The organism is Halobacillus massiliensis (assembly GCF_900166625.1).
Lineage (GTDB): Bacteria > Bacillota > Bacilli > Bacillales > Halobacillaceae > Halobacillus_A > Halobacillus_A massiliensis.
Genome location: NZ_LT800499.1, coordinates 3,560,529 through 3,573,966 on the forward strand (window position 1 = coordinate 3,560,529; position 13,438 = coordinate 3,573,966).

At 41.6% G+C, this 13,438-nt stretch carries 11 protein-coding genes; 1 reads left to right on the forward strand and 10 read right to left on the reverse strand.

Annotated features, from left to right (window positions below; all coding sequences use genetic code 11):
• Positions 1–423: 423 nt before the first annotated feature.
• The 6 genes from B7E06_RS17660 to B7E06_RS17680 all read right to left on the reverse strand — a co-directional run bounded on the left by B7E06_RS17660 (position 424) and on the right by B7E06_RS17680 (position 7,313).
• On the reverse strand, positions 424–1,884 hold the full coding sequence (locus B7E06_RS17660) for a CoA-acylating methylmalonate-semialdehyde dehydrogenase (protein ID WP_082235252.1): 1,461 nt from the start codon (positions 1,882–1,884) through the stop codon (positions 424–426).
• A gap of 20 nt (positions 1,885–1,904) precedes the next feature.
• Complete coding sequence (locus tag B7E06_RS17665) at positions 1,905–3,254, reverse strand: GntP family permease (RefSeq protein WP_082235253.1); 1,350 nt, start codon at positions 3,252–3,254, stop codon at positions 1,905–1,907.
• A gap of 23 nt (positions 3,255–3,277) precedes the next feature.
• Positions 3,278–4,450, reverse strand: coding sequence for an iron-containing alcohol dehydrogenase (locus B7E06_RS17670; RefSeq protein WP_143414585.1), 1,173 nt, complete (start codon positions 4,448–4,450; stop codon positions 3,278–3,280).
• Between the two features lie 159 nt (positions 4,451–4,609).
• Positions 4,610–4,738 (reverse strand): helix-turn-helix domain-containing protein, encoded by a 129-nt coding sequence (locus B7E06_RS22155; RefSeq protein WP_245807765.1) that lies wholly within the window; start codon positions 4,736–4,738, stop codon positions 4,610–4,612.
• Positions 4,702–6,387, reverse strand: coding sequence for a sigma 54-interacting transcriptional regulator (locus tag B7E06_RS17675; RefSeq protein WP_245807766.1), 1,686 nt, complete (start codon positions 6,385–6,387; stop codon positions 4,702–4,704). Before B7E06_RS17675 ends, B7E06_RS22155 begins: the two co-directional genes overlap by 37 nt.
• A 26-nt stretch (positions 6,388–6,413) precedes the next feature.
• Positions 6,414–7,313, reverse strand: coding sequence for an endonuclease I family protein (locus B7E06_RS17680; protein WP_082235255.1), 900 nt, complete (start codon positions 7,311–7,313; stop codon positions 6,414–6,416).
• Between the two features lie 275 nt (positions 7,314–7,588).
• On the opposite strand from B7E06_RS17680, the gene B7E06_RS17685 reads away from it, so the two are divergent.
• Positions 7,589–7,972 carry a DUF2512 family protein gene (locus B7E06_RS17685; RefSeq protein WP_082235256.1) on the forward strand — a complete coding sequence of 128 codons (384 nt, stop codon included), beginning with the start codon at positions 7,589–7,591 and terminating at the stop codon, positions 7,970–7,972.
• 46 nt (positions 7,973–8,018) lie between these two features.
• Here the strand turns inward: B7E06_RS17685 and B7E06_RS17690 are convergent, their stop codons facing one another.
• The 4 genes from B7E06_RS17690 to B7E06_RS17705 form a co-directional block, all read right to left on the reverse strand.
• Entirely contained in the window at positions 8,019–8,816 is a 798-nt protein-coding gene (locus B7E06_RS17690; RefSeq protein WP_082235257.1) for a carbohydrate binding domain-containing protein, read from the reverse strand.
• The gene (locus B7E06_RS17695) at positions 8,813–10,972 is read right to left on the reverse strand and encodes a family 16 glycosylhydrolase (protein ID WP_082235258.1); all 2,160 of its coding nucleotides are present in this window, start codon (positions 10,970–10,972) and stop codon (positions 8,813–8,815) included. Before B7E06_RS17695 ends, B7E06_RS17690 begins: the two co-directional genes overlap by 4 nt.
• Before the next feature lie 62 nt (positions 10,973–11,034).
• Positions 11,035–12,381, reverse strand: a complete 1,347-nt coding sequence (locus tag B7E06_RS17700; RefSeq protein WP_082235259.1) for a GH1 family beta-glucosidase — start codon at positions 12,379–12,381, stop codon at positions 11,035–11,037.
• Between the two features lie 27 nt (positions 12,382–12,408).
• Entirely contained in the window at positions 12,409–13,422 is a 1,014-nt protein-coding gene (locus B7E06_RS17705; RefSeq protein WP_179134085.1) for a LacI family DNA-binding transcriptional regulator, read from the reverse strand.
• Positions 13,423–13,438: the final 16 nt, after the last annotated feature.

Consider the following 13,438-nt stretch of genomic DNA (forward strand, 5'->3'; position numbering starts at 1 on the left):
CGTTATCCTATAAGTGATAAACGCCAGTAAAAAGTAAAATTGTATAGATACATGACTTCATACTTGATTATCAGATTTTAATACAAAGACAATAAAACTTTTAAAATACAAAGAAACATAATCAACACGTATAGCATTCCGTTAAGCTTCCTTGTTTTTAGGGGGTAAATATTAATACAGTGTAAACATCTTAAATTTAATGTAAATATTATAAAAAATATTGATAAGTTTTCTAATTGAGGAGGTATTAATACCTGGTATTATTTTAATGGCTATTCCAAAATCCTTCTTAAAACCACTCATTTTACTATTTATTAACTCTTTTTGAATGAAGATTTAAATTTTTAAAATAGTATCTATTCTGAACCAAAACTTCTTAGGAAACATAAAAAAACCCCTCCCGGCTAAGGAAGGGGGTGATAGCTATACCCAGCGTGTCGTTAATACCTTTTTCCTTGTGTAAAACTCAAGTCCGTCTTTTCCGTTTGCGTGTAAGTCACCATAGAAAGAATCCTTCCAGCCCGAGAATGGGAAGAAGGCCATAGGAGCAGGTACTCCGATGTTTACACCCAACATACCTGCATCAATAGTTTCACGGAACTGGCGGACTTTCCCTCCATCCTTCGTAAACAGACAAGCTCCATTGGCAAAGCGCGATTCGTTTGTCAGTTCAACAGCTTCCTCAAGATCTTTTACGCGTGCAATCGAAAGAACAGGTGCAAATATTTCATCCTGCCAGATTTTCATTTCAGTCGTTACATTATCGAAGATCGTCGGTCCTACAAAATAACCTTCACGGCGCGCTCCTTCATCTGTGCGGCCATCTCGGACAAGCTTAGCCCCTTCTTCTTCCCCTGATTCAATATAATTCAGTGTACGCTTTTTATGAGCCTCCCGAATGACCGGGCCAAGAAAAACACCTTCATCCAATCCATTTCCAATCGTTACTTCATTTGCTTTCTGTGTCAACATCTCGGTAAACTCATCGGCTACAGAATCTTTTACCGCAACCACTGAAGCGGCCATGCAGCGTTCGCCCGCAGACCCGAAAGCAGCGTTCAATATTTGCGTTGTCGCATTGTCGATATTAGCATCTTCCAATACAATGGAATGGTTTTTCGCACCCGCTAAGGCTTGTACACGTTTAAGGTTCTCGGTACCTCGTTTATAAACATATTCAGCCACCGGCTGGGATCCAACAAACGAGATTGCCGGGACATCTTTATGGTCAAGCAGACCGTTTACGACATCGTGCGCACCGTGGACAATATTGAAAACTCCTTTAGGCAGACCCGCCTCTTCTAACAGTTCGGCCAGACGGTTGGCAAGCAATGGCGTTCTTTCTGAAGGCTTCAGTACAAACGTATTTCCAGTCACAATGGCCATCGGGAACATCCATGCCGGAACCATCATTGGAAAATTAAATGGGGTAATGCCGCCGATCACTCCAATCGGATAACGATAAACTCCTGAATCGAGACCGGCTGCGATGGATGGAAGCTGTTCCCCCATCATTAATGAAGGGGCACCCGCAGCGAATTCTACATTCTCAATCCCACGCTGAACTTCCCCTTTTGCTTCTTTAAAGTTTTTCCCGTTTTCTTTCGTTATGATTTCAGCGAGCTCGTCCCAATGATCTACGAGAAGCTGCTGGAACTTAAAGAGAATACGAGCTCTTCTCGGCACAGCCACTTCCTTCCATTCCTGAAAGGCTTCCTTTGCTGTAGTAACCGCCCTGTCTACATCCTCTTCTGTAGAAATCGGAACATGGGCAATCACTTCTCCTGTTGCCGGATTATAAACTTCTTCTGTTCTGTCAGTGGCAGCATCAACCCACTCTCCGCCGATATAGTTTTGAAGTTGTTTTACAGTAGTTTGTGTCATATCAATCTCTCCTTAGTCATTTAAAAAATAGAATACAAGATAACAGCCAGCAACATAGCTGCTAGTGGAAGAACAACACTTAATAACAAGATAGGTTTATAGGCTCTCTTATGAGTCTCTCCGCATATTGCCCTGATGGTCGTTACAACATAGCCGTTATGAGGCAGGGAATCCATCCCGCCGGATGCTAAAGCAGATACTCTGTGCATTTCTCCAGGGCTCAACCCTTGAGACATGTAAATCGGTGCAAGAATCGGCAGGGCAATTCCTAAGCCGCCAGATGCTGATCCTGTAATTCCACACACGAGCGTTACTCCGACAGCCAGTCCTAAAAGCGGTGGCCCCGGCAGGTTAACTAAACCGTCGACTAAGCTGTCAAATGCGGACACCTGGGCAGCAACACTTCCAAAGCCGACAACCGCACAAGTATTAGCCAGAGCGACCAGCGCATTCTGTGTTCCAACAGCAAGCGACTCCCAAAATTGTTTTAAAAATTTCGCCATCATCGTACAAGCTAAAAAGATCCCGAGCGTCAATGCAATCAGCAGCGCAGTTGTAGGATTCATAAACTGTCCTAATACATTAAGAAGTACAATGACGACAACAAGTGGAAGAATCGAAATAAAAATATTCGGCAGCCGTTCGTTCTCCGGCTTCACTTCCTCTTCGGGTCTTGCCTCTGCCGCTGATGCTGATTCATTTTTGCCGGCTGCAGCTTCTGACGGAAGCATAAACGTTTCCCCCGCCGCAGAAGCTTTCCTTACCATGCGTCCAAGCCATAACCCGCCTGTAACCATTATAAGCAGCCCAATAATTACCCCAATGATTCCGCCAGCTGTAGGGGTAGTACCAAAAAATTCTGTAGGGATAATATTTTGGATCTCTGGAGACCCAGGAGACGTCATCGTAAAGGATACTGAGCCGAATACCAGAGCTGCCGGAATAAACCGGTGAGGCAGATTAGCCGTCCGAAACAAAGATACGGCAATTGGATACACGGCAAAGCCAACGACAAACAAACTCACACCTCCATAGGTCATAATGGCGGCAGCAGCAACTACGGCAAAAACTGCCCGTTTTGCGCCAAACGTCTTTTTGATCCACTGGGCAATACTTTCAGCTGATTTCGTCTCCTGCATTACTTTTCCGAAAATCGCTCCTAGCAGGAAGACGAGAAACCATGAGGCAAAGTAGTTGGTAAATCCGGTCATATAATTCTCTGTAATCGCTGTTTCTAAATTCAATCCTCCCGTCACCGCAATTAAAACTGAGCTGAGGAGGGCAGCGATGACAATGTTGATTCCTTTCATCGTTAAATAAATCAGCAGGGCTAGTGAAGCAATCAATCCGAGCATTCCGACTACATCCATCTCGTTTTCCCCCTAATTAAAAGTTATCTGGCTGTACTTGCTGCTGAAAAACTATAGTTGTAGCAGGTTCTATACAGCTCTTCTATTTCCATTTGTTCGGGAACTCGAGGGTTGTTACCCGGACTTCCACTCGCTAATGCATCAGAAGCCATTTTACTGATAACGCTTTCAAACTTTTGCTGTTCAATTCCCCATCCGCTCAGATTAGGAATGTTTAAGTTCAGGCAGAGCTTTTTCACAGATTCGACAGCTAATTCAGCACTTTCTGCTGTTGTATACTCCTCATCATCCTTCATAAAAATCGCCCCTAAATCAGCCAGTCGTTCCACAGCATCTTCCTTGCTGAATTCAAGAACTGCCGGCAAAAGCATGGCATTGGAATATCCATGGGGCACATGGAATAAAGCTCCAATCGGCCGTGACATTCCGTGAACTAAACAAACAGATGAGTTGGAAAAAGCCATTCCCGCTTGAAGAGATCCTAAACACATCGCTTCCCTTGCTTCAAGATCGTCTCCATTCTCATAAGCTTTTTCAATATTGGTTACGATTAATTTCATTGCAGATAAAGCAAGAACATCTGTCATCGGATGAGACTTTCTTGAGATATAAGCTTCTACGGCGTGGCTTAAAGCATCTACACCCGTTGCCGCCGTTACGTTCTGGGGTGATGACATTGTAAACAGTGGATCTACAATGGCGATATCCGGCATAAAAGCAGGCTGCTTAATCATCATTTTTACGTCCGTAGTTGTGTTTGTAATAATGGTAGCATCCGTTGCTTCCGATCCAGTCCCTGCCGTTGTTGGTACGGCAATATGAGGGAATGGATCAATGGAAGCTTTCTTATTCCCCCCCATATAATCACCGATATATCCGCCATTTGTGGCTAGTACGGCGACTGCTTTTGCCGTATCAATGCAGCTGCCTCCTCCAATAGATATAACGACATCGCAGTTTTCCTTTTCGCATAAAGATACAGCTTCTTCCACGTAAACATCGGTTGGCTCGGATTCTACCCCCAAATAAACAACACTATTCACATCAGCTTGACTAAGGTGGTTTTTCCCTTCCTGTACGTATCCTAACTGGTCCATAATTTTATCACTGATAATCAGGGCTTTTTTTCCCTTCCCAGCAGCTTCTTCTCCAACTTTTTCAAAAGCTCCTCTCCCATAATTTATCGTTTGAGGCATTCTTAATGCAGCATAACTTTCCACAATATTTCACACTCCTTTATTTTCCCTTATTTTTATAGATGCAAAAACTGTGCCAAGTTCACACCCCTTTGATAACGCTTACATAAAACAACAGAGTGTATCATTAATACTACACTCTGTTGTTTTAACACTACATTACAGGCCATATTTCCTTAGCTTGTGATATAAGGTCGTCCTGTGAATGCCTAACGCTTTTGCTGTTTCTGATTTGTTGCCGTTCAAGTCTTTTAATTTTCTACGAATAAGCTCTTTTTCACTTTGCATTTTAGTCTTCTGAATAAGCCCATTTTCTGATCAACTGTACTTTTGTTTTTTATAAAAGAAGGGAGGTCGCCAAGTTCAATTGTTTTCCTCTCAACAAGTATGACGAGTTTTTCTATTGTATTAATAAGTTCCCGAATATTACCAGGCCAAGAATAGCTTAAAAATGCTTTCATAGCTTCAGAGGTTATAGCCTTTTCACTTAATTGATGCTTTTCACTTAGATCTGTCAGATAAGAAGAAACGAGCAGCGGGATATCCTCTGGCCGTTCTCTCAGGGGAGGGATAGTAATTTCTATCACATTGATCCGGTAATAAAGGTCCTCCCGAAACTCTCCTTTATCTACCATCCCTTTCAAATCACGGTTAGTCGCTGCAATAATTCTTAAGTCGATCGGCTGTTCTTTTATAGCCCCGATTCTCCCAACTTCTTTCTCCTGAAGCACGCGCAGCAGTTTTGTCTGCATCATCAGCGGCATTTCACCTATTTCATCAAGAAAGAGTGTACCGTTTGCGGCAAGTTCAAATTTCCCCGGCTTTCCACCCTTTTTAGCCCCTGTAAAAGCACCCTCTTCATAACCGAATAGTTCAGATTCGAATAAGGCTTCTGGAATCGCCCCACAGTTTACACTAATAAAAGGACCTGGAGAAATAGAGCTTAGATGGTGAATGCCTCTAGCATACATTTCCTTTCCTGTCCCACTTTCACCTGTTATTAGAACGGTTACATTAGTCTTTGCGACTTTACGAGCAAGACGCTTAATATAGGAAGCTTTTTGACTGTCTCCAATGATTTGATCTAACGTCATTCGGTCTGCCTGCTTATCTTTTGATAAATAAGGCTGAGTTTCCTGCTTTTCCGCAGAGTTTTTCTGAATTCTTTCATAAATCCGATAAACCTCAGATACTCCTTCAAATATTAATATGCCAATGGCTCCTACCACTTTGTTGTTTTTCCAGATGGGGATCCGGTGAACGATCATCGCTTGACCTTGAATGTATTGAATGACGCCTCGCTCAGGCATGCCTGTCTTAAGTGTTTCCGGCAGATGAGTGTTGTCGATCACCTCTTTTACGTGTCGGCCAAGAGCATCTTTCTTATCTATGCCTGTAAAAATGCTGTAAGCCTCATTAAATTCGAGCAAAATTCCATTCTCATCCACAACAGCGATTCCCTCATACGTGCTTTCAAGAATTTCACTTAAAATAGCTGCCGTATGTTCTTTCTCATTGAGGTCCTCAATAATTCCAGAAAGAGCTTCCACGACGCTGTTTTTAGAAATCATGCCTGTTAACTTCCCGTAATTATCCACTACGCAAAAATGATCATACGGACTTGTTACAATGTTAAGAATGGACTCACGACACTGGACGATTGAATGAGTGGTACGAATGAACTTGCCAACAGGCTCCTCTTCTTTTCCGGCAACCATTAGTTGCAATAACACTTTTACTGTAATAACTCCAATGGGGTATTCCCCTTTATCAAGTACCGCCATACAGTCAGCGTCCATATCAATTGCTTTCACAGCAGCTTCCCGCACTGTTTCTTCAATGGTTATAGTATACAGAGAAGGAGACATCCAATTCTCGACAAGCAGTGATGTCTCCTCTTCCTTAACCTGTAAATCGTGAAAAAATTCATTTTGCATTCTGTTCACCTTCTCTATGCCTCTGTTTAATTAATGGATGTAATTCTTTCCGGAAAATCTATGAAAGGATTGCGGTTACCCTGAATCTCATAAATGGCCTGATTACGGTGAAATTCATATTCCCCCGGAGGGTCTTCCTGATGCCACTTAAATAGAAGCTCTGTATCTATTTTTTCTATATGTTCTTTCGAAATGGCTTTTGGATATCTTACTAAAAAGTAGAGCATCGCCCTTGCTGCTGATCCTTTTGCATTCTCGGGCTCAAACAGGTGCTGTTCTGCTTTGCCGCATTTCTCTTCAATTCTGTTCATTTTCATTTTTTCAGGCTCATAGCCGGGAAAATCATGATACGGATAGTTGCTTCGAATTGAATTACAGACAGGTTCACAAGTAAATAAGTGATGCAGATCACCGCGCATAGGTTCCTTCTTTTCAAACCACGATTGTGGAACGATATGTTCACAGTTATACTTCAGCTTTCCGGCAATCTTCTGCAGCACTATTTCCTGATCCTGTTCAACAGCCTCTGCCATTTCAATCGCTTCCTCACGTTTTATAGAAGTTTCATAATCTTCTCTAATGACAGCCTCCGCTTCCCGTTCCTCGCCTGAATAGATACTTCTCAGCTTTCCGTTTGGTCTCAGATCTACCCAAGGATAGACATGCTCACTAGGATCGTAATGAACGGGACGGATATGCGTTTCTTCGAGAAGTTTCTGTAATGCTGTGATGTTGATGTCGTCAAAACTAATAGACTGATAGTATTCTTCTATCGCCAGCTTGTCTTTTTCTTCATCGTAATAAGACCTTTGCCTTTCCTCAAGTTCTCTCTTGCTCTTCACCGCTTCCGATATGATCCTGTTTAATCGTTTAGAATCTGTCGTTACAGACAGGAGCTCTGCTTTTTGCTGTAAACTGATAGCCAATTTTACTCCTCCTTATTACGTTCATCGGTATAAGTAAGAGTTTCTCTATTTGTTGAATGATTCCTTCAATAATTTCCAATAAACAGGAATTCCTGACAGAAACGGCGTTATTCTTCCTATCTTCCCGCCCTTTGACCTGCTAAGAATGTTGCTGTCTTATTCTATATTGCTATTTTACAAAAACATTTCAAGTTCCATATCCTGTTTAACTCCCCCCGGGGCAACGGGTATATCTGTAGTAAGATCAATTTTTCAAAAGGAGGCCGTTCAACGATATGGAACACGCTAAAGCATTAGCGATTAAAAGCGGAATGACTCTTATCGGATTACTTCTTGTGCTTACAGCAGGCTTTGGAGTTTCCTTCGGGACCGTTCTTGTCATGACCATTGTTCTCGGGGCAGTATCTTATCCCCTTGGTGACTTGAAGCTGTTTCCGAAATCGACAAATATGATCGCCTCAACAGCGGATACGGGTGTTGCCTTTTTAATTATCTGGATTATCGGCATGAGCATGGCCGGTAACGCAGTTACAGGGTGGCCATGGGTTTCCCTTCTGGCAGCCGTCGTTATAGGTGCAGCGGAATTCTTCTTCCACCTTTATATTGCCAAGAAACCTTTAGGTGACAATAAAAAACTGCATACGGCTCCAAGTCATTAAAACGCTAAAAAGGCTGTCTCTCAAAGAGGAGACAGCCTTTTATAGGTTAATCGTTTTTTACTTTAAGGATTACATTATCAATCGATATTTTATGCTGACTTTCTGCTTGGCCCATCAAAAATTTTAAGGAAACCTGGTCATCCGCCGGCATTTCAAACTCATATTCAAATCTTTGCTCTTCTTCTTTCAATGAGACCTTATCTTCAAAAAACCTTTGATATTCAGCATTTTCCAGGGTGATCTCTATATCCCTGTCTTGTGTAGAATTAGCTTCAAAAGATAAAACATAAGTGTATCCTTTTTTTAGCTGAAGACCTTTCTGCTCTACGAGAACACTCCAGGGCTCATTTCCGGCTTCCTGAATATCAATATTTATTCTTTCATTATTATCAGTAACCTGTGCTTGTGCATCGAAATGAATATACTCTTCCCAATAGTCTAGTCCTGATGAGAAGTCTCCATTTTTTAAGGGATTAAGGTCTTCCTCATCTATTGAAGTCTGAATCATTTTCACATTATCTAAATAAATGTCGCCGCTCTTTCCTCCTGCTTTAAATAACAACTGGGCTTTCGGCTCTTCTTCAGGGATTTTGAAAGTAATCCTCTGATTTAACATATCTTCTGTCAGAGAAATAGTAGTACTGGAATAGCTTTTGCTTCCATCTTCGTTTACTACTTCTACTTCTATTTCTTTAGGGTGTTGTGCTCTCGCATCAAATGAAAGTTCATATTCAGCGCTTTCTTTAAGAGGAATCCCTGATTGTTTTATCACAATATCATCTGTTTTGCTGCCTTCTTTTTGTATATTCAGGTGTAATTCTCTTTCCTCAGCAGCAACATTCATTTCAGCAGCCGCGGTTTTTCTGAAGCAACAAGTTCCCAGTAGTTGGTTCTCGACATATCTCCTTGATCAAAAGTTCCATTGTAAATAAGATTCCCATCTGCTAAAGGAGGTTTGGCCTTATTTTCTTCCTCTTGTCCTGTAACATTTTCCACACGTACATTACCAATCCAGACGGGTGCTGTGCCATTGCCTCCTAAGTTAAATTCCAATCTTGCCAATAAATCTGATTCTTGATTCGGTGTAAAGGTGTACTCATAAGATTCCACCTCATCCGTCAGCTGAATGGTCTTCTCACCGGAATAGTTGGCAAATCCTCTTTCTTCTCCACCGGAAACTTTTGTCATTATATTACGTTTGGCATCTGATTTAGCGTCAAAAGTTACTTTATACGTATTACCTTCAAGGATGGAGAGTTTTTGGATAAACTGTAGTGACCATAATGCATTTCCCGGGTCCTCTGTTTGAATTTTGGCGAAAGGACTCCCTTCAATTATTTCCTTCTCTACTGTCCCACTTCCTTCGAAGTCAGGGAGCTGCACAAGATTCCAATAAAGTGAATCTAATTCCTTCTCAGGGCTTTTTACTATAGTGAACGGCTCATTGTACTCGTTATCATAAATAAGATTCCCATCGTCAAGGGGCTGCTTCGCGTCTTCTGGCAGTTCATCTTTTTTGAGGACAGGTTCTACAGGCTCTTTATATTCTCTGCCTGTTAGCTCAAATGCTCTCACATAATCTACTTCCATTTGTGCGGGAAACTCAGTCGTATCATCCGGGTTACCGCCATACCATCCTCCTACTGCCAGATTCATAATTAAGTAGAATTCCTGATCAAAAGGTGCCGGAAATGAGTATTTATCCGCTTGGTTCTGCCCCTTACTGAACCAGTTATCTAATGTTTGATAAAGATTACCATCTACGTACCAGCGTATTTCCCCCGGTTCCCACTCTATAGAATAAGTATGAAAGTCGGTATAATCTTCTCCCTCGGGAAAGTGATACTCCGTGCCTTTGTAAGTATTATTTGGATATTCCTCGCCATAATGAATGGTTCCGCCAATCGTTTCTGTATCTTTCCCGGCGGCTTCCATAATGTCGATCTCGCCGGAAACGGGCCAGTCTCCATATACTTCATCCTCAGGCATCATCCAAAAAGCAGGCCAGAAACCCTGCCCCTCAGGCAGTTTCATTCTAGCTTCAAACTTTCCATATTTCTGACTGAACAGCCCTTTGGTTTTTAATTTAGCAGAGGTGTAGTCATAACTTCCAAATTGATCACTTACTGACTCTTCCTTAGCTTTAACAATAAGTTTTCCGTCCTCGATATAGGAGTTATCCGGCGAGTCAGTATAATACTGCAATTCGTTATTTCCCCAACCTGGAGAAATAGGCTCGCCTTTTTCATCCACCATCCAATTTCCCGTATCATATGTCCACTTAGACTCATCGATTTCAGTCGAAATAAATTCATCTGACCATACAAGAGACCAGTCAGAGGCTTCCTGCCTCTCTTTCACGATAACCACTTGGTTTAACTTTGAGTTCAACGATTTCACTTCATTTTGGATATTCTCTGCAATATAAACTGTGCCGCTCACTTTTGTGTTTTCAAGTAGAATATTTCCAGGAGCAGCCCCTTGTGTTATGAAAAGATTACCTTCAATTTCGGTATCCGCTACGGTAATGTCGGAATGATTGATCCACGCATTTCCTTTAATTTGCTTTTCTGAATATTTTCCTTCTTTGTAAAAATACCCCTCAATCAAAGAGTCGGCCAGGAATACGGCATCTATTCTTTTAAGCGGTTTGCCTTTACCTTCTTCCCATTGCTCTGTAAAGGATTTAGGCAATAGATTTTTTAAGATCTTTTGTGCCTCTTCTTGTTTGATCACTTCATTTTTGTTATTTACTGAAAAACCGGCTTCTTGAATGTTTTTAAAAACGCGTTCACCGCTGATATTAAATAAGTTTCCGATTAGCAAAGTAAATTCACTATAGGACATCGCTGCATTTTCATTCTTTTTCTTCAAGTCTTTTAGGAGACCTCTTTCTTCCCAACGTTCAAAACTTTCTTCCGCTTTCTCTGCATCAGCAGGGAATGCCATAGTTTGAAAAACAACAGCTGCCACTAAAAGAGCGACTAAAATTTTTTTCAATTTACTCCTCCTTCATTCTATTGACACTTCAGGGAAACCGGTTTCGTCATCAGTAAAAAAAATTAGGTTAATGGAAACCCTTTGTTTTTAATCGTATTTTTGTACCAGTGATAACTTTCTTTTCTTGTTCTTTCCAAAGTCTCAAAGTTAACATGGATGATACCAAACCGTTTATCATACCCTTCCGCCCATTCAAAGTTATCGAGCAGTGACCATAAGATATACCCTTTAATCGGGACCCCTGCTTTGATGGCTCTGTGCAAAGACGTAATGTGCTGTTTTAAATAGTCAATCCGTTCTTGATCATTTACGCTGCCTTCTTGAACTTCGTGGTTATAGCAGGCTCCGTTTTCTGTAATATATATTGGAATTTCGCCATAGGTTTCCCTTAGGTTTACGAGTACTTTAAAGAAACCGTCGGCATAGATCGGCCAGCCAATATCTGTTCTCCGATTATCCAGCGGGACTTCCTCTACTTCAAACAACCCGGAACCTTCCTTGTGACGGCCGAGGCTTCCTGAGTAATAATTAAGGCCCATAAAATCAATAGGCTGGGAAATCACTTCGAGATCTCCACTTTCCAATTTTAAAAAGGCGTTTTCTTTTTCAAAGATTTGAAGCAGCTCTTCAGGGTAAGAACCTTTAAATACTGGATCCATAAACCATTCCTTCTGCCACAACATCCCACGGCGGCTTGCATCGCGATCTTCAGAAGCAGGGCTGTAAGGTTCCAGCCACCCCATATTTGGCGCATACCCAATCTGCCCATCTGGTACTACTTTCCTAAAGGCCTGCACAGCTTTTCCATGAGCAACTAATAAATGATGAGACACATCAACTGCAGCCTGCAAGTCTTGTTTACCTGGAGCGTGTATCCCTAAGTAATTTGATAAAAACGAGGCACACCAGGGCTCATTTATCGTAATCCAGCTTTTCACCTTGTCGCCGAATTCCTTAAACATTGCCTCTGCATACTCCTTAAAAGCCTCTATCGTTTCACGGCTTTCCCATCCGCCCCTATCCTGAAGAATTTGAGGCAGATCCCAGTGATAAAGGGTAATCATTGGTTCAATATCATGAGCAATCAGCTCTTCAATCAAGTTTCGGTAATAGTCCACACCCTTGGGATTTAACTCTCCTGTTCCTTCCGGCATCACCCTTGACCAGGAAATCGAAAAGCGATAAAGATCTACACCCAATTCTTTTAGGTGTTGAACATCCTCTTTATATAAGTGATAGCTGTTACAGGCTGTATCTCCATGATCTCCGTTTTTCACGTTTCCCTTCGTGTGAGAAAACGTGTCCCAGATCGAAGGACTTCTCCCGTCTTCCCGCGCCCCTCCTTCGATCTGGTAGGATGCAGTGGCAGCTCCCCACTTTAATTCTTTAGAAAACTCTATTGTCGTCATTTGCTAACCTCCATGAATATCGGAAACCTACCTTTCAATGCTTGATGACCGTATGACAAGCTCCGGATCCACTTTAACCGGATGGATATCGTTGTTTCCTTGAATAAGGTCATTGAGCATATTAGCAGCCAGTTTCCCCAATTTCTGTTTATCTTGTTTAACTGTTGTAAGCGGGGGATCACTGTATCGACAGGCTTCAATATCATCGCAGCCAATCAGCTGAATATCTTCAGGTACAGACAGTCCTTTTTCCTTAATCGCTTTCAGGGCTCCGAGTGCCATCATATCTGAAGCAGCAAATACTGCTTCGGGAAGTTCTTTCGTCTGCAGGATTTCTTTCATAGAATCATAGCCGCTCTGCTCGAAGAAATCTCCAAACTTCACCCATTCTTCCTTAATTGACATCCCGAATTGCCTCATGGCATCAATAAATCCTTGATTTCGAATGCCTGCTACTAAAGAATCCTGTTTCCCGCCTATATAAGCAACCTTTCTTATTTGATTTAAGTAGAAAAACTCTACGACTTTTAATCCTATTTTTGCGTTATCCGTCATAATATAACTTGATCTTGGCCCATTAAACTCAAGGTCAATACCAATACAAGGAGTATTGCTGTTAGAGATCTCGTGAATTTCCTCTTCAATTTCATCTCCTGCAATGATTAAACAGCCATCGACATGAAAATGCTTGCATCTCTCTAAATACTGGCTTTCTCCCTGATAAAATTTTTCGTTGGAAAATAAGAGGAGATCATATCCTTGGGCACCTACTGTTTTCTTAAACGTATTTACTACCTCATTAAAAAACGGGTGCTTAAAGTCGACATTAATTTTCCCTGCATATATTAAGCCTATCAAGTTTGATTTCTTAGTAGCCAATGATTTTGCTGAAAACGTCGGCTGGTATTTGGTATCTTTAATGATTTTATATACTTTATCTCTCGTTGCTTCGCTGATCCCGCCATAATTGTTGATTATTTTTGAAACAGTGGCAGGAGATACACCAGCCATTTTAGCAATATCTCTAATTGTCAGATCCAATCTTTACATCTCCTTA

Coding starts and splice junctions, on each gene's coding strand:
- B7E06_RS17660 (WP_082235252.1), bottom strand. CDS start 1,884: ATGACACAAACTACTGTAAAACAACTTCAAAACTATATCGGCGGAGAG.
- B7E06_RS17665 (WP_082235253.1), bottom strand. CDS start 3,254: ATGGATGTAGTCGGAATGCTCGGATTGATTGCTTCACTAGCCCTGCTG.
- B7E06_RS17670 (WP_143414585.1), bottom strand. CDS start 4,450: ATGCCTCAAACGATAAATTATGGGAGAGGAGCTTTTGAAAAAGTTGGA.
- B7E06_RS22155 (WP_245807765.1), bottom strand. CDS start 4,738: ATGCAAAGTGAAAAAGAGCTTATTCGTAGAAAATTAAAAGACTTGAAC.
- B7E06_RS17675 (WP_245807766.1), bottom strand. CDS start 6,387: ATGCAAAATGAATTTTTTCACGATTTACAGGTTAAGGAAGAGGAGACA.
- B7E06_RS17685 (WP_082235256.1), top strand. CDS start 7,589: ATGGAACACGCTAAAGCATTAGCGATTAAAAGCGGAATGACTCTTATC.
- B7E06_RS17690 (WP_082235257.1), bottom strand. CDS start 8,816: ATGAATGTTGCTGCTGAGGAAAGAGAATTACACCTGAATATACAAAAA.
- B7E06_RS17700 (WP_082235259.1), bottom strand. CDS start 12,381: ATGACGACAATAGAGTTTTCTAAAGAATTAAAGTGGGGAGCTGCCACT.